The sequence below is a fragment of the Sphingomonas sp. SORGH_AS_0870 genome, assembly GCF_031453175.1.
Taxonomy (GTDB): Bacteria; Pseudomonadota; Alphaproteobacteria; order Sphingomonadales; family Sphingomonadaceae; genus Sphingomonas.
Genome location: NZ_JAVIYW010000002.1, coordinates 88,547 through 110,044, shown reverse-complemented (window position 1 = coordinate 110,044; position 21,498 = coordinate 88,547). Strand labels below are relative to the sequence as shown.

The following is a 21,498-nucleotide window of genomic DNA, read 5'->3' as shown; positions in this document are numbered from 1 at the left end:
CGGGCGCCGCCAGGCACGCTCGCTCGGGCAGGGGCGGATGGGTGTCCGGAGGGGTTAGTCCTTGATTCCGCGGGGTTGTGAACGTCCGCTGGACAGGATGGCATGGATGCAACAGAGAAGGTGCAAAGCAAGCGATACTGGGAGGATGACGGTGACGAAGGGCATGATGGCGAGCGGGCTGGCGATGATCGCGCTGGCCGCGACCGGCATGAGCGGGCAGGGCGCGGCGCAGACCCGGACGCACAATCGCGCACAGCCGGCCGCGAAGGCGACCGCGCCCTCCGCCGCTGCGGCCCGCGCCCGTGCCGACCGGATCGTCGCGCAGATGACCCGCGCGGAGAAGATCCTGCTGGTCCATGGCCTGTTCCCCACCATGGCGGCGGGCAAGACGCGCGAGGAACTGATCCCCTCGGCCGGGCATATCGACGGCATCCCCCGGCTGGGCGTGCCGGTGGTGCGCGAAAGCGACGCGTCGCTGGGCGTCGCCAACCAGGTCGAGCAGCGGGTCGGCGATGTCGCCACCGCGCTTCCCTCCGGCCTTGCCACCGCCGCCAGCTTCGATCCCGCCATCGCCCGCGCGGGCGGCGCGATGATCGGTGCGGAGGCGCGCGACAAGCGGTTCAACGTGCTGCTGGCGGGCGGCGTCAACCTGACCCGCGATCCATGGAACGGCCGCAACTTCGAATATCTGGGCGAAGACCCGCTGCTGGCGGGGACGCTGGGCGGCGCGCATATCGCGGGGGTCCAGTCGAACCGCATCGTCTCGACGATCAAGCATTATGCACTGAACGCGCAGGAGACCGGCCGCGCCGTGCTCGACGCGCGGATCGGCGAGGCGGCGCTGCGGATGAGCGACCTGCTCGCCTTCCAGATCGCGATCGAGAAGGGCCAGCCCGGATCGGTCATGTGCGCCTATAACAAGGTCAATGGCGACTGGTCGTGCGAGAACCGGCACCTGCTGACCGATGTGCTGAAGCGCGACTGGGCCTATCCCGGCTGGGTGATGAGCGACTGGGGCGCGGTGCATTCGACTGCGAAGGCCGCCAATGCCGGGCTGGACCAGGAATCGGGCGAGGAACTCGACAAGGCGGTCTATTTCGGTGCGCCGCTGGCCGAGGCGGTGGCCAAGGGGCAGGTCAGCGAGGCGCGGCTGGACGACATGGTCGCGCGCTATCTGACCGGGCTGATCGAAACCGGCGCCTATGACGCCCCCGTGCCCGCGCGGGCGGTGACCCCTGATTATGCCGCCCATGCCGAGGTGGCGCAGCGCGCGGCGGAGGCGGGGATCGTCCTTCTCAAGAATGACGGCAACCTCCTGCCCATCGCCCGCACCGCGAAGCGGATCGTGGTGATCGGCGGCAATGCCGATGTCGGCGTGCTGTCGGGCGGCGGATCGTCGCAGGTCCGCTCGGTCGGCGGCGCGCCGGTCGAGATTCCGCTCGCCTATGGCGGCTCGGCCTCGTTCGCGCGGATCACCTATCACGCCTCCTCGCCGCTCAACGCGCTGCGCAAGGCGCTGCCCGGCGTCCAGATCGAATGGCAGGACGGGCGCAACCTGAACGCGACGGTGGCGGCGGCGAAGAATGCGGACATGGCGATCTTCTTCGCGACGCAATGGACGACCGAGGCCGACGACGTGCCCGACCTGCGGCTGCCCAACCAGCAGGACGCGCTGATCGCCGCGATCGCCGCTGTCCAGCCGCGCACGGTGGCGGTGATGGAGACCGGCGGACCGGTGCTGATGCCCTGGATCGCCAAGGTCCCCGCAGTCGTCCAGGCCTGGTATCCCGGACAGCGGGGCGGCGAGGCGCTGGCCGCGATCCTGACCGGGCGGGTCGACCCCTCGGGCCGCCTGCCGATCACCTTCCCCGCCGACGCCTCGCAACCGCCGCGCCCGCGCCCCGTCGGGCTGGACAAGCTGAGCGAGGTCGAAGCGGCGGCGGCCGCCAATCCGGCGGCGGCGGGCGGGATCACGCTCCAGAGCTTCCCGGTCGAATATGTCGAGGGCGCCGATGTCGGCTATCGCTGGTACGAGAAAAAGGGGCTGAAGCCGCTTTTCCCCTTCGGCCACGGGCTCAGCTATACCAGCTTCGCCTATCGCAACCCGGTCGTCACCGGCGGGCGGACGATCAGCGTGACCTTCGACGTGGTGAACACCGGCCAGCGCGCCGGGTCGGACGTGCCGCAAATCTATGTCGCGCGCGACGGCAGCGGGGACGCGATGCGGCTGGCCGCGTTCCAGCGGGTCGCGCTGAAGCCCGGCGAGACCCGGCGCATCACCCTGATCGCCGAGCCGCGCATCGTGGCGGATTACGATACCGGCCTGCCCGGCTGGCGGATCAAGGGTGGGCGCTACCGGGTGGCGCTGTCGCATGACGCCGCCGACCGCGCGATCGTGACCAGCACGACCGTCGAGGCGCAGACGATGAAGCCCTGAGCGGATGGCCGATCTCCGGCGGCGTGATCGGGGACAGGGGGCCGCGGCGATGTCCGCGCGCCCCATCCCGCCCGTCCGTGCCTCCTCGCACCGCCCCTTGCCGCTGGGCCTCTTCGCGCTGGCCAATGCGGGCGGGGTGATCGCCTATCTGCCGCTGCTGACCCTGCTGCTACCGATCAAGGTGGAGGCGATCGACGGCGCGGGGCGGATCGGGCTGTTGTCGCTGATCGCGATCTGCGGCGCGGCGGCGGCGAGCCTGGCCAATATCCTGTTCGGTTGGCTGAGCGACCGGACCCAGCGCGCCGGTCATGGCAGGCGGGTGTGGATGGGCCTGGGGATCGTGGCGATCGCCGCCAGCTATGGCGGGTTCGCGCTCGCCACCACCCCGGCGGCGCTGATCGCGGCGATCCTGGCCTTTCAGCTGGCGGTCAATGCGCTGCTCGCGCCGATGATGGCGATCATGGCCGAGGAGATACCCGACGACCAGCGCGGCACGGCGGGCGGGCTGCTCGCGCTGGGCAGTCCGGCGGCCTCGGCCCTGTCGACGCTGCTGGTCGGATCGGCGATGCTGGGCGAGCATGGCCGGATGGCGGTGCTGCTGGGCATGAGCCTGATCCTCATCCTGCCGCTGATGCTGACGCGCGCGCGGATCATGGTCCCGGTCGAGGCCAAGGGCGCGTCGGGCCCGCTGCCGCCGCGTCGCGACCTGGTCGTCGCGGGGCTGTCGCGGCTGTCGATCCAGGTCGCCGCCATCGTCACCCAGGTCTATCTCCTCTATTATTTCGAGGCGATCCTGCCGGTCGCTGAGTGGGCCGCGCTGCCGCGCTGGATCGGGCAGCTCTTCACCATCGCCTTCCTCGCGCCCCTGCCGATCGCGCTGATCCTGGGGCCGCTGGCCGACCGGACCCGGCGGCGAAAGGGCATCCTGCTGGTGGCCGCGCTGGTCGCGACGGCGGGGCTGGTCGTCATGGCCTGGATCGGGATGGGGGGAATCGGCGCCGACTGGCGGATCGCGGCGGTCGCCTTCGTCGTCTACACGACCGGCTCTTCGGTGTTCGTCGCGCTCCATGCCGGTCTGATCCTGCAACTGCTGCCCGATCCGCGCCACCGGGGACGCGACCTGGGGCTGTTCAACCTGACCAACACGGTGCCCTCGATCATCGGCGCCTCGCTGACCTGGACGTTCGCCACGCCACAGGATTTCACCACCGTCATGGTGGTGCTGGCGCTGATGACCGGGCTCGGGGGATTGGCGATCCTGGGGGTGCGGACCTGGGAGTAGGCGCCGGACCGCGTCGCAGGCGGGGCGAATGGCGAGGGCGCAGGGGAACGTCGGCCCCCGGCGGCGCATTGCCCCCGACAAGGAGAGCGACCATGGACGATGCCATCAAGCCGACGACCGAAACCGCGCGCCCCAATCTGTCGACCGAGCATCAGCGCGACGGCGATGCCCGCCGCCCCAGCGATACGCTCGACAAGGGGCAGGCCAGCACCGAGGGGGAGGATGCGCCGAAGCGGAAATCCTCGCTGACCTGAGGAGACGCCCCGTCCTATCCGTAGTGACACAAGCCAGAACGGGGCGTCGAGGACCGTGCGGAAGCCCGACCTCGCGCTCCCCTTACCGTCAGGCGGTTTAAAAAGCGCCAAGGAATCGATGAGCTGCGGCGGAATTACACCAGCCCCGGCCCCTCGACCACCAGCGCGACGCCGATATCGTTGCGCAGCGCGGGGGGCAGGTCGACCTCCAGCGCCTCGGCGGTCCGGCGGAAGGGCAGCGGCGCCGGATCGCCGGGAATCGTCACCCGCTGCACCGATCCGGTCCGCGCGAGCGCGGGGAAGCGCGCGACATCGTCTTCGGGCCAGCCCAGCGTGAAGCCATGGACCGCCGCCCCCTTGCGCACATAGCGCACGTCGCGCGGGGTATAATGCGAATCCTGCCCGCCTTCGTTGAACTGGCCGCCCTTCGACGCGGTGGGGCCCTCGCCCAGCAGGCGCCAGGGGCGGGTGGCGTAGATCGCATCGCCATAGCGGCGCATCCACGCGCCGATCCGCTCGACGATCGCCTCTTCCTTCTCGTCGATCGTGCCGTCGCCGCGCATCGGCACCGACACCATCATGTTGCCGTTCTTGGCGATGACGTCGCACAGCGTGTGGATGATCTTGCGCGGCGTCTTGTACCCGTCGCGCGCATAGAGATCGCGGTCGTAATGCCAGTTGCCGATGCAGGTCTCGGTCTGGAAGGGATAGGGCTGGATCGACTGGTGTGCGCCGCGCTCGACATCGTCGACGATCCCCGCAAGCCGCTCCGGCGGCGTGTTCTTGGCGGTCACCACCGCCTCGTTGCGGCCGCCGTTCCGCTGCATCGAGCTGTTGTACATATAGGCGGCCATATCGAGCCCCGCCTGGCCCAGCGGCAGCGTGAAATTGTCGAAATACAGGAGGTCGGGCTGATAGAGGTCGACCAGCTCGCGACAGCGCAGCCGCCACTGGCGGACAAAGGCCGGGTTGGCGGCGGGCGGCTTTTCGTCCCAGACCCGGTCGTTCTTCTCGTGCCACGCATCGGCCTCGGCGATCGAGCGGAAGCCGTCGGGCATCTTCATCGTCGGGCCGGTATAGAGCTGTTGCGGGTCCAGCCCGTCCCACCATTGCCCGCGCCCGTCCGCCCGGGTCAGCCGTGCCGCGTCATAGCGTTGCCCGGCGCGCGGACCTTCGGGATCATAGCCATAAGCGGGCTGATACCAGTGCCAGGCATGCCCCGAATGGTTGGACACGCCAAAGCGCAGGCCCCGCTCGCGCGCCAGCTTCGCCCAGGTGCCGACGATGTCGCGCTTGGGGCCGAAGCGCGTCGCATTCCAGGGATGATGGCTGGACGCATAGGAATCGAAATTGTCGTGGTGATTGGCCAGCGCCATGAAATAGCGCGCGCCCGACCGCTGATAGAGGTCGAGCAGCCGCGCCGGGTCCCAGTTCGCGGCGGTCCAGCGCGGATACATCTGCAGGAAGCCGATATCGGCCGGGTGGCCGTAATGCGCCAGGTGATGCCGATAGGCGCGGGTGCCCTGCAGATACATTTCGCGCGCATACCAGTCGCCCGCCTCGGGCACGCACTGCGCCGACCAATGCGCCCAGAAGCCGAACTTGGCATCGCGGAACCAGTCGGGCGCCTGATAGCCCGCGACCAGCGAGGACCAGTCGGGCCGAAACGCCTGGGGCGTCGCGGCCCCGGCATGACCGGGAAGCAGCGCGGATCCCCCGATGCCTCCCATGGTGGACAGGAACGATCGGCGGCCGATCTGCATCGTTTTTTCCCCTTGGAGGCTGAGGCACAGGTGCGGAACCGCGAACTTGCCTGACAAAAGCACGCGCGTCCATGGGCTTGCATGGCGCAAGGCGCGGGCGTTGCGATCCGGCACGGCGCGGTATCGCGAGGCTCCCCCACGGAAACGTGCCGCGCCCCCGGTCGGGTGATCGCATGCGATCGGGCGCACGAGCGGGGCGGTCCGTCCCTGCCGCTGCCCTGGACCGGGCCGAAGCGGGATTATCCCCGAATGTCGGACAGTTGACAGACAGCGAAAAAGCGAAGAGTGATGCTGGTAACGTTACCAGATATAACGGAACGAGATAGGGAGTGGAGACGATGATGACGGGAACGCGCGCCCGCCGTTCGGGCAAGAGCGGCATCGGACCGGCCAGCCTGGCGGTCCTGGCCCTGTGTATCGCCATGCCGGCCCAGGGCCAGACCGCGCCGGCGCAGGATGGCGCAACGGTCCAGCCGGGGCAGGACGCTCAGGCGGGGCAGGGCGATGTGGCCTCGCCGCCCGCCGATGCCGGGGAAGCCCAGACCCGCGACATCATCGTCACCGGCTCGCGCATCACCACCGGCGGCTTCACCGCGCCGACCCCGACCACGGTGATCGGCGAGCAGCAGATTCAGCAGAATGCGCAGCCCAACATCTTCACCACGGTCGCGCAGCTGCCCTCGCTCCAGGGATCGACCGGCACCTCGGTCAACACCTTCAGCACGTCGAGCGGGCAGCAGGGGCTCAGCTCCTTTTCGTTGCGCGGCGTGGGGGCGATCCGTACCCTGACCCTGCTCGACGGGCAGCGCGTCGTCGGCGCCAACGTCACCGGCGTACCCGATATCAGCCTGTTCCCGCAGCTGCTGATCAAGCGGGTCGATGTGGTCAATGGCGGCGCCTCGGCCTCCTATGGTTCGGACGCGGTCGGCGGCGTCGTCAACTTCATCACCGATACCCGGTTCAAGGGGATCAAGGGCAATGTCCAGGGCGGCCTGACCACCTATGGCGACGACCAGCAGGTGCTGGTCCAGCTGGCGGGCGGCACCAGCCTGTTGAACGATAGCCTGCACCTGATCGCCAGCACCGAATATGCGCATGAGGACGGCGTCGGCGGCGGCGAGTTCGGCACCGCGCTGGCGGGCGGGCGCGACTGGTTCCGCCAGTCGACGCTGATCAACCGCAACGTCCTGAACGACGGGACGCCGCAATATCTGTTCCGCGACTATGCCCAGCCCTATAACTACACCAAATACGGCCTGATTACCGCCGGGCCGCTCCAGGGCATCGCCTTCGACCAGGCGGGCAATCCCTTCCAGTTCCAGTATGGCTCGGGCGGGGTGCCTGCGCGCGACGCGGCGGGCAATGTCCGCGGCTGTCTCCCCGGCTTCTGCCTGGGCGGCGACCTGTCGGGCAATGTCGATGCGGGCCGCTCGCTCCAGTCGAAGATCCAGCGGGTGAACAGCTATGGCCGCATCGGCTACGACTTCGCGCCCAACGGCGAAATCTATGGCACGGTCAATATCGGCCAGGTGAAGACCAACAACCAGCCGGTCGGCGGCATGAACCGCCCGAACCTGACGATCGAGTGCGCCAATCCCTATGTCCCGGCGGCGATCAAGGCGGCCTGCACCACGGCGGGCATCACCAATTTCCAATATGGCACCAGCAACGCCGCGCTGGGCAACAGCCAGGTCTATACCGATCGTCGCCAATATCGCTTCGTCGCGGGCGCCAAGGGGCGCGAGGCGGTCGCCGGGTCCGACTGGTCCTACGACATCTATTACGAGCACGGCACCAACTATACCGATGTCGATGTCAGCAACATCATGCTGTCGCGCCGGTTCAACCAGGCGATCAACGCCATCACGCTGAACGGCGCGATCGTCTGCGCCGATGCGACGGCGCGGGCCAATGGGTGCCAGCCGCTCAACATCTTCGGCGGCAATCCCTCGGCGGAGGCGCTCAGCTATATCATCCCGCAGAACGGCGCCTATCAGCGGACGCGCCAGACCCAGGACGTGATCAGCCTCAACTTCTCGGGCTCGCCCTTCTCGTCTTGGGCGGGGCCGGTGTCGGTGGCGTTCGGCGGCGAGTTCCGCCACGAATTCTACCGCGTGCGCGCCGATCCCTACGGCGCGGGCTTCGCGAACAGCCCGGCCAACGGCGCCTATCCGGCCGACCCGGTGCTGCTGGCGGACGGCAACAACTGGTATGCGGGCAATTACAAGAACGGCAACGGCGCCTATAGCGTCAAGGAGGCGTTCCTCGAGGCCGATCTGCCGATCATCAATTCGGATGCGGGCGGGCGGGCCAATATCAACGGCGCGGTGCGCGTCACCGACTACAGCACCTCGGGCACCGTCTGGGCGTGGAAGATCGGCGGCACCTGGGACCTGCCGGTCGACGGCCTGCGCATCCGCGGCGTGACCTCGCGCGACGTGCGCGCGCCCAATTTGTCGGAACTGTTCGCCGCGCCGGTCACGACGACGCTGCCGGGCTTTTTCGATCCTTTCCGCAACGTCAACGTGCTGGCGCTCCAGAACACCATCGGCAACGTCAACCTGACGCCCGAGATCGCGCGCAACACCACGCTGGGCATCGCCTTCTCCAACTCGGCGGCGATTCCGGGGCTCAGCCTGTCGGTCGACTATTACAAGATCAAGATCACCGACGTCATCTCCAGCCTCGGCGCGCAGGACATCGTCAACCTGTGCTTCCTGAACATCGCGCCGGAGACGTGCGGCGTGTTCAACCTGAACAACCCCAACGGTCCCAATTTCATCAACGTCCAGTCGTTTAACCTGGCATCGATCCTGACCGACGGTTTCGACATCGAGGCGAGCTATCGCTGGCAGCGTCCGCTGGGCCTGCCGGGCAGCCTGACGCTGCGCGCGCTGGCGACCAATATCCGGCGGTTCATCACCGATACCGGCCTGCCCGGCACCATCCCCAACGACACGGCGGGGGTGAACATCGGCAACACGCCCAAGTGGAAATGGCTGGCGGTGCAGACCTATGCCACCGACGACTGGTCGCTGCTGCTGCAGGAACGCTGGTTCAGTGACGGCAAGCTGGGCAACCAGTATATCGAGTGCACCACCGGCTGTCCCGCCTCGACCGCCAACCGGCCAACGATCGACACCAACTTCATTCCCGGCGCCTTTTATTTCGATGTGGGCGGCACCTATAACGTGACCCCGGCGGTCACCGCCTATTTCAAGGTCGACAATGTGTTCAACCGCGATCCGGCCCGTTCGCCCTATTTCGTCAACCCCGCGCTGTACGACGTTCTCGGGCGGGTGTTCCGCGCGGGCGTGCGGTTCAGCTTCTAAAGGAAACAGGCCATGACCCTGTCGCGGATCATCGCTGCGTGCCTGCTGCTCGCCCTGCCGGGCAGCGCCCTGTCCATGCCGGAGCCGTCGCGGGAGCGTCCGGGGAGCAACCCGATCATCCGGGACCGCTTCACCGCCGACCCCGCGCCGCTGGTCGTCGGCGACCGGCTGTACCTCTATGTCGGGCATGACGAGGCGCAGCGGGACGAGATGTTCAACATGAAGGAATGGCTGGTCTATTCGACCACCGACATGCGCCACTGGACACCGCACGGGCCCATCATGAACGTGCGCGACTTCAAATGGGCCAAGAAGGACGCCTGGGCCAGCCAGACGATCTACAAAAACGGCAAATACTGGTTCTATGCCGCGGTCGAGCATGACGACACCCATCCGGGCAAGGCGATCGCGGTCGCCGTGTCCGACAAGCCGACCGGCCCGTTCGTCGATGCCAAGGGCTCCGCGCTCGTCACCAACGAGATGACGCCCAAGGGCACGCACAGCTGGGAAGATATCGACCCGACCGTGATGACCGACGATGACGGGACGACCTGGATCGCTTGGGGCAACCGGCAATGCTATATCGCGAAGCTGAAGCCCAACATGATCGAGATCGACGGCCCGATCACCGAGATCACGCCGCCGCATTTCGAGGAGGGGCCCTGGCTGCACAAGCGCGGCAAGCTCTATTACCTGACCTATGCCTCGCTCGACCGCACGACGCAGCGGGACGAGCATGTGTCCTATGCCACCGCGCCGTCGCCCAAGGGGCCATGGACCTATCGCGGGCTGCTGACCGGATCGGGCAAGTACAGCTTCACCATCCACCCCGGCATCGCCGACTTCAAGGGCAAGTCCTACCTGTTCCTCCACAACGCCACGCTGGCGATCGGCGACCAGAGCGGATCGATCGGCCGCCGCGCGGTGACGGTCGAGCGGCTTTACTACAATCCCGACGGGACGATGAAGCCGGTGGTCCAGACCGAAGCCGGCGTCACGGCAGCGGGGCGGTAGGGGGGTGAGTCCGTCCGCCAAATTGGGGGCATCCATCCGTCCATTCCTCCCCTGCAAGGGGAGGGGGACCATGCGCAGCATGGTGGAGGGGTGTCCCCGCTGATGGAGCGCATCATCGCCAGCGGTGACACCCCTCCGTCAGGGCTTCGCCCTGCCACCTCCCCTCGCAGGGGAGGAATGGGGGCGTCAGGAACGCGGTGCGGCGGTGGAGTCGCGTTCGACCAGCCGGTGGTCGAGGATCGTGACGCGCGGCTCTCCGTCGGCCCTCGGCGCCCCGCCGCGAATCTCCTGGATCAGCATCTGGAGCGCCGCCTCCGCCAGCGCGCGGACCGGCTGGTGAACGGTGGTCAGCGGCGGCCAGAGCGTCGTCGCGGCGATGCTGTCGTCGAAGCCCGCCACGGTCAGGTCGCCGGGCACGTCCAGATGCCGCCGATGCGCGACCGAGACGATCGCGGCGGCCATGTCGTCATTGCTGGCGAAGATCGCGGTCGGCGTCGTCGCACCGTCCAGCAGCGCCTCGCCCGCCACCAGGCCCGAGGCATAGCTGTAATCGCCCTGCACCACCTGGGTCTCGATCCCGCCCGCTTCCTCGACCGCCGCCCGAAAGCCCGCAAGCCGCGCGATGCTGGCCGACTGGTCGGGATTGCCCAGCACGAAGCCCAGCCGCCGGTGGCCCAGCCCGATCAGATGTCGGGTCATGTCATAGGCGGCGCGGTTATTGTCGATGCCCACGCACACCGCATCGGGCGCGACGCCGCCGATCACCGCGACGGGCAGCCCCGCCTCGCGCAGGATCTCGCGCACCGCCGCCGACTCGCCCAGCGGCGGCGCCAGCAGCACGCCCGCGATCCGCTGCGCGATCAGCCCCTCGATCGCCGCGCGCGACGGCGGCTTGCCGTTTTCGCCCTTCAGCAGGAACAGCTGCGCCGCGCGGGTCGAGGCGTCCTCGAACACGCCGACCAGCAGCTCGCTCATGAACGCCGCACTGGGGTTGGAATAGATCACGCCGATCCGGATCTCGCGCGCCGTCACCAGGCTGCGCGCCATCAGATTGGGGGTGTAGTTCAGCTTGGCGATCATCTCGCGGACATGCGCGCGCACCTCGTCGCGCACCCCCGCATCGCCGTTGATGACGCGCGACACGGTCATCGGCGACACGCCCGACGCCTTGGCCACATCGATGATCGTCACGCCGCGCGGGCGCTGTCGGGTACGCGTCAAAAGCCCAATATCCTGTCGTCGCGGGGCCTGTCGCCCCGGTCGTCTTCCATCGCCGTGCCTTGCCGTAAGGGGGAAGGTCAATGCCGGGGATGCGTCCCGTCGGCGAAAATCCCGATACAATCGAAAGGCGCGGCGTGACGCGATTTCCCTATATCCGCTGGACGATCATCGCGCTGTTCGTCGGTGCGATGGTCATCAACTATCTGACGCGCAGCATCCTGGGCGTCGCCGCGCCCGCGATCATGACCGAGCAGCATATCTCGGCGCAGCAATATTCCTGGATCACCGGCGCGTTCCAGTTCGGCATCATGTTCCAGCCGGTGGCGGGCTATCTGCTCGACCTGATCGGGTTGAAGATCGGCTTCACCCTGTTCGTCGCGGTCTGGTCGTGCATCACCATCGGGCATGGCTTTGCCAGCGGCTGGATGGGGTTCGCCGGGCTTCGCGGCGCCTTGGGGCTGGTCGAGGGATCGGCGCAGCCCGCGGGCATGAAGCTCGTCGCCGAGTGGTTTCCGGCGCGCGAGCGCGGGCTGGCGGGCGGCCTCTATCAGATCGGCGCCTCGTTCGGCGCGGTGTTCGCCCCGCCGCTCGTCGCCTGGGCGGTCTTTCACCATAGCTGGCGCGCGGCCTTTTTCGTGGCGGGCGGGCTGGGGCTGCTCTGGGTCGTCGCCTGGCTGTCCTGGTATGCGCCGCCCGCCCGGCACCGAATGCTGTCGCCGCGCGAGCGCACGCTGATCGTCGAGGGGCAGGAGGCCGCGCTCGCCAGGAAGCGCCGCCGCCCGCCGCTGCGCGAATTGCTTGGCCGTCGCAATCTCTGGGCGATCGCGGCGGCGCGGTTCCTGGCCGATCCGGTCTGGGGGATGCTGTCGCTGTGGATGCCGCTCTATCTGGTGCAGGCGCGGCATTTCGACCTGACCCAGATCGCGCTGTTCGCGTGGCTGCCCTTCCTCGCCGCCGATCTGGGGTGCCTGTTCGGGCCGGCCGTCGTCGCCTTCCTCCAGCGGCGCGGGATCAACCTGATCGACGCGCGGCGCGGGGCCTTTACGTTGGGCGCGGTGCTGATGACCGGCATGATGTTCGTGGGCAGCGTGACCAGCCCGGTCGCCGCCGTCGCGCTCCTGTGCCTGGGCGGTTTCGCGCACCAGACGCTGTCTGTGACGGTCATCACCCTGTGCTCCGACCTGTTCCCGCAGGATCAGGTGGCGACCGCGACCGGCGTGTCGGGGACGGCGGCCAATCTGGGCGTGCTGCTCTTCACCCTGACGCTCGGCTCGCTGGTCGATCAGGTCGGTTATCAGCCCTTCTTCATCCTGCTCGGCCTGCTCGATCTGGCGGGCGCGGCTCTCCTCTGGACCCTGGTGCGCAAACCCGCATGACCCCGATCAATCCCATCCTGCGCGGCTTCAACCCCGATCCGTCGATCGTCCGGGTGGGCGAGGACTATTATATCGCGACCTCGACCTTCGAATGGTATCCGGGCGTCCAGATCCATCACAGCCGCGATCTGGCGAACTGGACGCTGGTCGCACGGCCGCTGGTGCGCGCGGGCCAGCTCGACATGCGCGGCAATCCCGATGGATGCGGCGTATGGGCCCCCGATCTCAGCTACAAGGACGGGCGCTTCCACCTGATCTTCACCGATGTGAAGCGCTATGGCCGCACCACCATCGACGGCGCGAAGGGCGCGTCGCTGCGCGATTTCCACAATTACTGGGTGTCGAGCGAGCGGATCGACGGCGACTGGACGGACGCGGTCCATCTGAACAGCAGCGGATTCGATCCCGCGCTGTTCCATGACGATGACGGGCGCAGCTGGCTGCTCAACATGCTGTGGGACCATCGCCCCGACCGCAAGCGCTTCGCGGGCATCGTGGCGCAGCAAATGGACCTGGCCACCGGCCGCCTGATCGGCGAACGGCGCGTCATCTTCGAGGGGACATCGCTCGGCTTCACCGAGGGACCGCACCTCTACAAGCGCGACGGCTGGTATCATCTGCTCGTCGCCGAGGGCGGGACAGAGCGCGGCCATGCCGTGGTGATGGCACGGTCGCGCGCCCTGTTCGGCCCCTATGAGACGCATCCCGACGGCCCCGTGCTGACCATGCGCGACAGGCCCGACGCGGCGCTCCAGCGTACCGGCCACGGCGATCTGGTCGACACGCCCGAGGGGGAGACGTGGATGGCCTATCTCTGCGGCCGCCCGCTGCCCCAGAGCGACCGCTGCGTGATGGGGCGCGAGACGGCGATCCGGCGCATGGCCTGGGGCGCGGACGGCTGGCTGCGCTGCGCCGAGGAGCCGCCGGTGGTCGATGCCCCCGAACGGGTCGAGGCGCATGACGCGTTCGACTCGCCCGATCTGCCCGCCGCCTTCCAATGGCTGCGCACGCCCGATCCCGACCATCTGTTCAGCCTGACCGCACGGCCGGGCCATCTGCGCCTGTACGGGCGCGAGACGATCGGCAGCCATTTCACCCAGTCGCTGGTCGCACGCCGTCAGACCGCGTTCCGCTATGACGCGCAGACGCTGGTCGACTTCACCCCTGAGCATTTCCAGCAGGCGGCAGGGCTGGTCTGTTATTACAACAGCAGCAAATATCTCTACCTGCACCTGACCGCCGACGATGCGGGGCGGCGGCAGGTGCAGGTCCTGTCGGTCCTGCCGATCGGCGAGGGGCGCAGCGTGCTGAGCGCGCCGGTCCCCGCGCCCGAGGGGCCGGTCGAGCTGCGTGTCGCGGTCGATCATGAGCGGCTGCGCTTCGCCTTCCGGGCCGAGGGGGCGGGCGCGTGGCAGTGGCTGCCCGAGGTGTTCGACGCCAGCCTGTTGTCGGACGAGGCCACGTTGCAGGGGCTGCCCAATTTCACCGGCACCTTTGTCGGCATGGCCTGCCAGGACATGGCGGGCACCGGGCGCCATGCGGATTTCCGCTGGTTCCGCTATGTGGACGATCCCGAACCGCACGAATGACGGCAAACAGGCCGGGCGGGTCAGCCGCCGCGATACGCCTGCGGATAGAGCCAGGGTTTGGCGAGCGCGATGCCCGCCAGATTCTGGGTCCGCCTTATGTGGCGAAGCCGGAAGCGACCCGGCGGGCGCGGCAGCTCGGACCACAGCCGGTGATGCGCGCGATACGCGGGCGGGACCCGGACGCGTCCGCTGGCCTGCCCGATGACCGCGAGCGAGTCGCCCAGCAGCAGCGCATCAACCAGCCCCGTCTCTTGCGCCAGCCGGGTCGCGGCGATCAGCGCCAGCCATTCGGCGTCCATGCTGTCGCCCGGTCCGGCCATGCGCGCGACATGGGCATGGCCGCCCATCACCACCGCCCATTCCAGGCCGGTGGGACGCAGCCCGCCATCGAAGAAGATCTTCACGCCGCGATGCTGCGCGCGACCGCCTCGGCCGTCTTGATGCCGTCGACCGCCGCCGACAGGATGCCGCCCGCATAGCCCGCGCCTTCGCCCGCCGGGAACAGCCCGCGGGTGTTCAGGCTGTGCCCGTCCTCGCCGCGCGTGAAGCGGACGGGGGAGGAGGTGCGCGTCTCGACGCCGGTCATCACCACGTCGGGATGGTCATAGCCCGCAATCTGGCGGCCGAAGACGGGGATCGCCTCGCGCATCGCCTCGACCACGAAGTCGGGCAGGCATTGCGACAGGTCGGTCGGGGTGACGCCGGGGCGATAGGAAGGCGTGACCGATCCCAGGCTGGTCGAGGGCCGCCCCGCCAGGAAGTCGCCCACCCGCTGCGCCGGGGCCTTGTAGTTGGAGCCGCCCGCGACATAGGCGCGCTCCTCCCAATGGCGTTGCAGCGCGAGGCCCGCCAGCGGATCGCCGGGAAAGTCGCGCTCCGGATCGATCGCGACGACGAAGCCCGAATTGGCGTTGCGCTCGTTGCGCGAATATTGGCTCATCCCGTTGGTCGCGACGCGCCCCTCCTCGCTGGTGGCGGCGACCACCGTGCCGCCGGGGCACATGCAGAAGCTGTAGACGGTGCGCCCGTTCTTGCAGTGGTGCGAGATGTGATATTCGGCCGCGCCCAGGATCGGATGCCCCGCCTGGTGGCCGAAGCGCGCGCGGTCGATCCAGCCCTGCGGATGCTCGATGCGAACCCCGATCGAAAAGGGCTTGGCCTCAACATGGACGCCCGCCGCCTGGAGCATCGCGAAGCTATCGCGCGCGCTGTGCCCGATCGCCAGGACGACGTGATCCGCCTCCAGATAGCCGCCGCCGTTCAGATGCAGCCCGCGCACCCGCCGCTCACCCGATCCGTCGGTCTCGATGTCCAGCCCGTCGACGCGCGTCGAGAAGCGATATTCGCCGCCCAGTTCCTCGATGGTCGCGCGCATGCTCTCGACCATCGTGACCAGGCGGAAGGTGCCGATATGCGGATGCGCCTCGGTCAGGATCTCGGGCGGCGCACCGGCCTTCACGAACTCGGTCAGCACCTTGCGGTTCAGGTGGCGCGGGTCCTTGATCCGGCTGTAGAGCTTGCCGTCCGAAAAGGTGCCCGCCCCGCCTTCGCCATATTGGACGTTGGATTCGGGGTTCAGCACGCTGCGGCGCCACAGGCCCCAGGTGTCCTGCGTCCGCTCGCGCACCACCTTGCCGCGCTCCAGCACGATCGGCCGGTATCCCGCCTGCGCCAGCACCAGCGCGGCGAACAGGCCGCACGGCCCCGCACCGATGACGACGGGGCGCTTCGCACCCGGCGGCGGCGCGGCCGGCAGGTGATAGCGGGTGTCGGGGGTGCGCTGCACATCGCGGTCGCGGCGAAAGCGTTCGAGCACCGCCGCCTCGTTCTTCAGGTTCACGTCGACCGAATAGACGAGCTGGATATTGCCCTTGTCCCGCGCATCATGGCCGCGCCGGGCGACGGTGAAGCGGATCATGTCGCGCGGGGTCACGCGCAACCGGCGGCAAATGGCCGCGGGTAGCGCCTCGTCCGCATGATGGAGAGGCAGTTTCAATTCACTGAGGCGGATCATCCCGTGCGCCATACAGAATTGCGCGGCGGGCCGCCATTGCCCGCGTGTGTCGGGCGTCAGTCGAGGATCAGCATCTTCTGGATGATCCCGTTCCCTTCGCGCCAGGTGCGAAAGCCCATGGCCTCATAATAGCCAAGGCCAACGGCATTCTCCGCGCCGATCGACGCATCGACCCGGCCCAGCCCGGCGGCGATCGCGGCCTCCCGGCTGACGGCGAACAATGCCTTGCCGACGCCGCGACGATGCGCGCGCGGACTGATATGCGTGCCGATGATGCCCCATCCCTCGGGCACATCGTAGGGATTGCCCGCGACGGCGCGTTTCAGCGACTGAAACCCCAGCACCGCGCCATCGCCATCGACCGCAACGCTGCACCGTATCCCCTCGGGTCCAGCGATGTAATGCGACAAGGCAAAGGCCGGATCGTGCGGGCGTACCCGGCCGGTCAAAGCGATGATCTCGCGGAGGACTCGGCTCATCGGCACGGCATCGTCCGGAGTGGCGGTGCGAATGATCATAGGGTCTTCGACGTGGTGAACGGGAACGCCATCCTATCAGGCGGCGGCGTGATCGCCAGCGCCGGGGTTCACATCCGGGCGCGGGTCAGGTGATGGCGCGGGGCCTCGGGCACGGCGACCTGCGCCATGATCTCGGCCTGCAGGGTGGGCCAGCCTTCGCCGAACCAATATTCGCCGCGTTCCGCCCGGATGATCGGGTCGCCGCTGGTCGCGACATCCTCGACGGGCAATGTCTGCTGGTCGGGCACGTCGAAGAAGCTGCGCACGATCGGCGTGGTCGGGCTCTCGCCCTCGCGCACCACGATGCCCAGCCGGTTGGAGTGCAGCCGGACCAGCGCGCCAAAGGGCTGGATGCCGAGACAGGCGATGAAGGCGCGCAGCATCGCGGGGTCGAAATGCCCCTCCCATTCCAGCATCTGGGCCAGCGCCTCGTGCGGCGACCAGGCGCGTTTGTAGGACCGGATCGAGGTGACCGCGTCATAGACGTCGCACACCGCCGCCAGCCGGGCGAAGCGGCTGATCTCCTTGCCCTTCAGTCCGTCGGGATAGCCGGTGCCGTCCATCTTCTCGTGATGGTGGAGGCACACGTCGAGAATGCGCGGGTCGAGATCCTCCAGGTCGAGCAGCATGCGATGCCCCAGGCCGGGGTGAAGCCGGATCTGCGCCAGTTCCTCGCCGGTCAGGCGGCCGGGCTTGTCGACGATCTCGGCGGGGACCTGCATCTTGCCGATATCGTGCAGCATCCCGGCCAGCCCGGCGACGCGGACATCGTCGTCGTCCATGCCCAGATGGCGGGCCAGCCCCATCATCAGCGTGCCGACCGCGACCGAATGGATATAGGTATATTGGTCCTTGTCCTTCAGCCGGGTGACCGCGATCAGCGCGGCGCCGTTATGGCTGGTCGCATGGGCGATCTCCTCGACCATGGGCAGCAGGTCGGCGGTGCGGATGGCGCGGCCCAGCCGTGCCTCGGCGAACAGCCTGGTGACGGCGGCGATGGCGCGTTCGGCGGTGGCGGCGGCGCGCTCCAGCTCGGTGGGCGGCTTGCGGCGCCGGGGGCGGATCGCGACGACCGGCTCGGGCGCGGCGGCGGGGGGCTCGGCGGGCGGGGCGGGATCGTCGCGGTCGCGGCTGTCGGCCATGGCCATCACCTTCAGCCCGCGCCCCTTGGCCAGATCGATGGTGATCTGCGGCACCGATTCGTGAATCAACGCCTGGTCCTGCGGACTGATCAGCAGAAAGCTGCGCCGCCAGAACGGGTTGTGAATCCAGGAACAGTGCACGGCATGAACGAACATGCCCAATTCCGCCTGATCCCCCCGGATCCGGATATACCGATTCGTGTCCCCATCGTCACTCATGGACCGCGCTTAACCGAGAGCAGGTAAAGGCTTGGTTGCGGTCTGGCGGGACGCGGCCGCGCGCGCGGGCCCCGCCGCATCGGTCCGAAAGAGCGACCGATTTGGTCAGAGTGGCGCCGCACCCGACCAGCCCGCAATGCGATAATCACTTGCAATAGCGTTGACTATGCGAGTCTTTAGCAATAGCGCGCGGGCAAAGGGGAAATCATCATGTCACAATCCTTCATCGCCTTGTCCTGCGTGGGCTTTTTGGCGACCGCACCGGGGATCGCCGCCGCCGAGGATGCGCGCCGCGCCGATCCCGCCGCGACCCATGCGCAGGACGCCACCGGGCAGCGCGACGTGGTCGTGACCGGACAGCGTGCGACCGGCGCCGCCGTGCTGGAAAGCCCCAAGGCGACCGCCCCGCTGCTCGACACGCCGCAGACGATCACCGTGGTCAGCGAGCAGACGATCCGGAAACAGAATCTCCAGACGCTGCGCGACGTGCTCCAGACGATTCCGGGCATCACCTTCGGCGCGGGCGAAGGCGGCGGCGGCTATGGCGACTCGATCAACCTGCGCGGCTTTTCGGCGAGCAACGACGTCACGATCGACGGCGTCCGCGACAGCGCGCAATATAGCCGGACCGACCCGTTCAACCTGCAGCAGGTCGAGGTCTATAACGGCGCGAACAGCGTCTTCAACGGATCGGGATCGGTCGGCGGCACGATCAATCTCGTCTCCAAGGTGCCTACGGCCGAGACGCTGACGATCATGCAGGGGTCGGTCGGCACCGACAATTATTATCGCGGCGCGGTGGACAGCAATGTCCGCGCGTCGGACCTGGTCGCGCTGCGGCTGAACGCGGCCTATCATCACAACGACATACCCGGCCGCGACGTCGAGAAGATGGAGCGCTGGGGCGTCGCGCCCTCGGTCACGATCGGCATGACCGGCCCGACCAGCCTGACGCTGGCCTATGTCCATCAGGAGGATCGCAACACGCCGGTATACGGCGTGCCCTATTTCGACAACGGGCTGGTCGACGGCTTCGTGCCGGGCGCGAGCCGCAGCGCCTATTTCGGCACCGCCAATCTCGACCGGCAGGACATTACCGTCGACCGGTTCACCGCGACCTTCCGGCATCAGGTCGATGCGCATCTCAGCCTGCGCAACCTGACCCGCTGGCAGCAGGTCACGCAATATAGCGTCACCTCCGCGCCGCAGGGGACCTTCTGTCTCGCCTCGACCGGGCGGCAACCGATCACCGCGACGCCGGGCGCGACCGTGGGGGCGGCCTGTCCCGCCAATGTGCCGCCGGGCTATTATCTGCCGTCCGGCCCACGGGGCTATGTGCGCGATCAGCGCAACCAGATGCTGTACGACCAGTTCGACGTGCGGCACGAGGCAGGGGCCAAGGGCGGCCTTCACAATGTCCTGAATGTCGGCCTGTCGGGGACGCTGGAGAATTACCGCATCACCACCGCCTCGCTGCTGCGCAACGCCAATGGCAGCGCGGTCTCGCCGCTGCCGCTGATCGCCATCGCCGCGCCGAACACCGACTATACGGGGCCGATCAACCTGACCACGACCGCCCAGTCACGCAGCGAGACGCGCAACCTGGCGGTCTATGCCTTCGACACGCTGGAGCTGAACCGCTTCTTCGAGCTGAACGGCGGCGTCCGGTACGAATATCAGGAGGCGAATTTCCGCGCCCTGCCGCTGGCGGTGGTGCCGCCGGGGACGACGGCGCTGACCGCGCTCCAGGCCCAGCCGCAGGTCAGCCGCGAGCGGCTATTCTCCTGGCGGGTCGGTGGCGTGTTCCACCCGGTCGAGAATGTCAGCCTCTATGCGGGCTATGGCAATGCCAAGACCCCGTCGTCCGCGACCGTGCGGCTGGGCTGCGGCGTGCCCTCGACCGCGACCGCCGCGAATCCGTGCGCCGTCGCGCCCGAAACTGCGAAGAATTACGAAGTGGGGGTGAAGGCCGGGCTGTTCGACCGCCATCTGGAGGTGACCGCCGCCGTCTTCCGCAACGAACGCACCAATTACCGCGTCCCCTCCAACGATCCCGCGCTGCCCGCCGGGCTTCAGGTGCTGGACGGGCGCAGCCGGGTGGACGGCGTCGCGCTGGGCCTGTCGGGGGCGATTACCCCGGCCTGGACGATCTTCGCCAACTATACCTATCTCGACGGCAAGGTGTTGCAGAGCATCTCCAACCGCGACAAGGCGGCGGGCGTGGCCGATGTGCAGGCGAACAGCCAGCTGATCCAGACACCCAAGCATTCGGGCAGCCTGTTCACCACCTACAAGCTGCCCTTCGGACTGGAGGTCGGTTACGGCCTGACCTATCAGGGCGACTTCGCGACCAATGCGCCGGTCGCGGCCAATCGCACCCAGTACCGGGCGGAGGATTATCTGATCCACCGCGCCTTCCTGGCCTATACGCTGGCCGAACGCTGGACGCTGCAGCTCAACGTCCAGAACTTCACCGACGAGAAATATGTGACGGGCGTGCGCAACAATGTGAACGCGACGACCGGCGTCGTCACCGGCGGCTGGGCGGTGCCCGGCGATCGGCGGCAGGCGACGCTCAGCCTGTTCACCAACTTCTGAACGGACTAGCGTTGCCGTCATGCTGATCGCCATTCCCGATGTCCTCGACCCCGCCGGCGTGGCGCAGGTCCGCGCGATCGTCGATGCGGGGGAATGGGCGGACGGCAACGCCACCTCCGGCCCGCAGGCTGCGCTCGCCAAGCGCAACGCGCAACTGCCCGAGGACTCCGCCGCCGCCACCCAGGCGGGGCGGATGGTCCTCGACGCGCTAGGCCGGTCGCCGCTGTTCGTGGCGGCGGCGCTGCCGCTGAAGGTCTATCCGCCGCTGTTCAACCGCTATGCCGGGGGGCAGGCGTTCGACGTGCATGTCGACAATGCGGTCAGGCTGAAGCGCGGCAGCGATTTCCGCATGCGCAGCGACCTGTCGCTGACGCTCTTCCTCGAAGACCCGGCCGCCTATGACGGTGGCGAGCTGGTGGTCGAGGATCTGTTCGGCGAACAGCGGGTGAAGCTGGGCGCGGGCGATGCCGTGCTCTACCCCGCCTCCAGCCTGCACCGGGTCGAGCCGGTGACGCGCGGGTGCCGCGTCGCCTCGTTCCTGTGGATCCAGTCGATGGTCCGCGACGATGGCGAGCGGCGCATCCTGTTCGACCTCGACCGCGCGATCCAGCGGGTCGGGGCGGAGAAGGGGCAGGGGGACCGATCGGTGGTCGAGCTGACCGGCGTCTATCACAATCTGCTGCGCCGCTGGGCCGACGCCTGAGCGGATCGCCCCGGTCCGGGCCGGGGCGACAAGCCC

Annotated in this window: 15 protein-coding genes; 9 read left to right on the top strand and 6 right to left on the bottom strand. The window is 68.2% G+C overall.

Annotated features, from left to right (window positions below; translation table 11 throughout):
• Positions 1 to 145: 145 nt before the first annotated feature.
• The 3 genes from QE363_RS00860 to QE363_RS00850 all read left to right on the top strand — a co-directional run bounded on the left by QE363_RS00860 (position 146) and on the right by QE363_RS00850 (position 3,973).
• On the top strand, positions 146 to 2,437 hold the full coding sequence (locus QE363_RS00860) for a beta-glucosidase (RefSeq protein WP_309690813.1): 2,292 nt from the start codon (positions 146 to 148) through the stop codon (positions 2,435 to 2,437).
• Positions 2,438 to 2,486: 49 nt separating this feature from the next.
• A complete protein-coding gene (locus QE363_RS00855; protein ID WP_309690811.1) occupies positions 2,487 to 3,719 on the top strand; it encodes an MFS transporter in 1,233 nt (410 codons plus the stop codon).
• 92 nt (positions 3,720 to 3,811) lie between these two features.
• Positions 3,812 to 3,973 carry a hypothetical protein gene (locus QE363_RS00850; RefSeq protein WP_307101372.1) on the top strand — a complete coding sequence of 54 codons (162 nt, stop codon included), beginning with the start codon at positions 3,812 to 3,814 and terminating at the stop codon, positions 3,971 to 3,973.
• 134 nt (positions 3,974 to 4,107) lie between these two features.
• On the opposite strand, the gene QE363_RS00845 is transcribed toward QE363_RS00850, so the two are convergent.
• A complete protein-coding gene (locus QE363_RS00845; RefSeq protein WP_309690808.1) occupies positions 4,108 to 5,736 on the bottom strand; it encodes an alpha-L-fucosidase in 1,629 nt (542 codons plus the stop codon).
• 338 nt (positions 5,737 to 6,074) lie between these two features.
• Here QE363_RS00845 and QE363_RS00840 point away from each other — a divergent pair, with 338 nt between their 5' ends.
• Complete coding sequence (locus QE363_RS00840) at positions 6,075 to 9,068, top strand: TonB-dependent receptor domain-containing protein (protein WP_309690806.1); 2,994 nt, start codon at positions 6,075 to 6,077, stop codon at positions 9,066 to 9,068.
• Positions 9,069 to 9,080: 12 nt separating this feature from the next.
• Complete coding sequence (locus QE363_RS00835) at positions 9,081 to 10,082, top strand: glycoside hydrolase family 43 protein (protein ID WP_309690804.1); 1,002 nt, start codon at positions 9,081 to 9,083, stop codon at positions 10,080 to 10,082.
• Positions 10,083 to 10,268: 186 nt separating this feature from the next.
• Here QE363_RS00835 and QE363_RS00830 read toward each other — a convergent pair whose 3' ends face one another.
• Positions 10,269 to 11,303 carry a LacI family DNA-binding transcriptional regulator gene (locus tag QE363_RS00830; RefSeq protein WP_309690802.1) on the bottom strand — a complete coding sequence of 345 codons (1,035 nt, stop codon included), beginning with the start codon at positions 11,301 to 11,303 and terminating at the stop codon, positions 10,269 to 10,271.
• Between the two features lie 134 nt (positions 11,304 to 11,437).
• On the opposite strand from QE363_RS00830, the gene QE363_RS00825 reads away from it, so the two are divergent.
• Positions 11,438 to 12,679 carry an MFS transporter gene (locus tag QE363_RS00825; protein ID WP_309690800.1) on the top strand — a complete coding sequence of 414 codons (1,242 nt, stop codon included), beginning with the start codon at positions 11,438 to 11,440 and terminating at the stop codon, positions 12,677 to 12,679.
• Positions 12,676 to 14,268, top strand: a complete 1,593-nt coding sequence (locus tag QE363_RS00820) for a glycoside hydrolase family 43 protein (protein ID WP_309690798.1) — start codon at positions 12,676 to 12,678, stop codon at positions 14,266 to 14,268. Before QE363_RS00825 ends, QE363_RS00820 begins: the two co-directional genes overlap by 4 nt.
• A 20-nt stretch (positions 14,269 to 14,288) precedes the next feature.
• Here the strand turns inward: QE363_RS00820 and QE363_RS00815 are convergent, their stop codons facing one another.
• From QE363_RS00815 to QE363_RS00800, 4 genes are all read right to left on the bottom strand, one after another.
• A complete protein-coding gene (locus tag QE363_RS00815) occupies positions 14,289 to 14,672 on the bottom strand; it encodes a reverse transcriptase-like protein (RefSeq protein WP_309690796.1) in 384 nt (127 codons plus the stop codon).
• Positions 14,669 to 16,282: an NAD(P)/FAD-dependent oxidoreductase gene (locus tag QE363_RS00810; RefSeq protein WP_309690794.1), complete on the bottom strand. Its 1,614-nt coding sequence runs from the start codon at positions 16,280 to 16,282 to the stop codon at positions 14,669 to 14,671. Before QE363_RS00810 ends, QE363_RS00815 begins: the two co-directional genes overlap by 4 nt.
• A gap of 56 nt (positions 16,283 to 16,338) precedes the next feature.
• A complete protein-coding gene (locus tag QE363_RS00805) occupies positions 16,339 to 16,800 on the bottom strand; it encodes a GNAT family N-acetyltransferase (RefSeq protein WP_309690792.1) in 462 nt (153 codons plus the stop codon).
• A gap of 68 nt (positions 16,801 to 16,868) precedes the next feature.
• Positions 16,869 to 18,161, bottom strand: coding sequence for an HD-GYP domain-containing protein (locus QE363_RS00800; protein WP_309690791.1), 1,293 nt, complete (start codon positions 18,159 to 18,161; stop codon positions 16,869 to 16,871).
• 210 nt (positions 18,162 to 18,371) lie between these two features.
• Here QE363_RS00800 and QE363_RS00795 point away from each other — a divergent pair, with 210 nt between their 5' ends.
• Together QE363_RS00795 and QE363_RS00790 are read left to right on the top strand one after the other, a co-directional pair.
• Positions 18,372 to 20,759 carry a TonB-dependent siderophore receptor gene (locus tag QE363_RS00795; RefSeq protein ID WP_309690790.1) on the top strand — a complete coding sequence of 796 codons (2,388 nt, stop codon included), beginning with the start codon at positions 18,372 to 18,374 and terminating at the stop codon, positions 20,757 to 20,759.
• Between the two features lie 19 nt (positions 20,760 to 20,778).
• Positions 20,779 to 21,462 (top strand): Fe2+-dependent dioxygenase, encoded by a 684-nt coding sequence (locus QE363_RS00790; RefSeq protein WP_309690789.1) that lies wholly within the window; start codon positions 20,779 to 20,781, stop codon positions 21,460 to 21,462.
• The last annotated feature ends 36 nt before the right edge of the window (positions 21,463 to 21,498 follow it).

Excerpts from the sequence above, each read along its gene's own strand:
- QE363_RS00860 (WP_309690813.1), top strand. The coding sequence starts at position 146 with ATGACGGTGACGAAGGGCATGATGGCGAGCGGGCTGGCGATGATCGCG.
- QE363_RS00855 (WP_309690811.1), top strand. The coding sequence starts at position 2,487 with ATGTCCGCGCGCCCCATCCCGCCCGTCCGTGCCTCCTCGCACCGCCCC.
- QE363_RS00850 (WP_307101372.1), top strand. The coding sequence starts at position 3,812 with ATGGACGATGCCATCAAGCCGACGACCGAAACCGCGCGCCCCAATCTG.
- QE363_RS00845 (WP_309690808.1), bottom strand. The coding sequence starts at position 5,736 with ATGCAGATCGGCCGCCGATCGTTCCTGTCCACCATGGGAGGCATCGGG.
- QE363_RS00840 (WP_309690806.1), top strand. The coding sequence starts at position 6,075 with ATGATGACGGGAACGCGCGCCCGCCGTTCGGGCAAGAGCGGCATCGGA.
- QE363_RS00835 (WP_309690804.1), top strand. The coding sequence starts at position 9,081 with ATGACCCTGTCGCGGATCATCGCTGCGTGCCTGCTGCTCGCCCTGCCG.
- QE363_RS00820 (WP_309690798.1), top strand. The coding sequence starts at position 12,676 with ATGACCCCGATCAATCCCATCCTGCGCGGCTTCAACCCCGATCCGTCG.
- QE363_RS00810 (WP_309690794.1), bottom strand. The coding sequence starts at position 16,282 with ATGATCCGCCTCAGTGAATTGAAACTGCCTCTCCATCATGCGGACGAG.
- QE363_RS00805 (WP_309690792.1), bottom strand. The coding sequence starts at position 16,800 with ATGATCATTCGCACCGCCACTCCGGACGATGCCGTGCCGATGAGCCGA.
- QE363_RS00800 (WP_309690791.1), bottom strand. The coding sequence starts at position 18,161 with ATGAGTGACGATGGGGACACGAATCGGTATATCCGGATCCGGGGGGAT.
- QE363_RS00795 (WP_309690790.1), top strand. The coding sequence starts at position 18,372 with ATGTCACAATCCTTCATCGCCTTGTCCTGCGTGGGCTTTTTGGCGACC.
- QE363_RS00790 (WP_309690789.1), top strand. The coding sequence starts at position 20,779 with ATGCTGATCGCCATTCCCGATGTCCTCGACCCCGCCGGCGTGGCGCAG.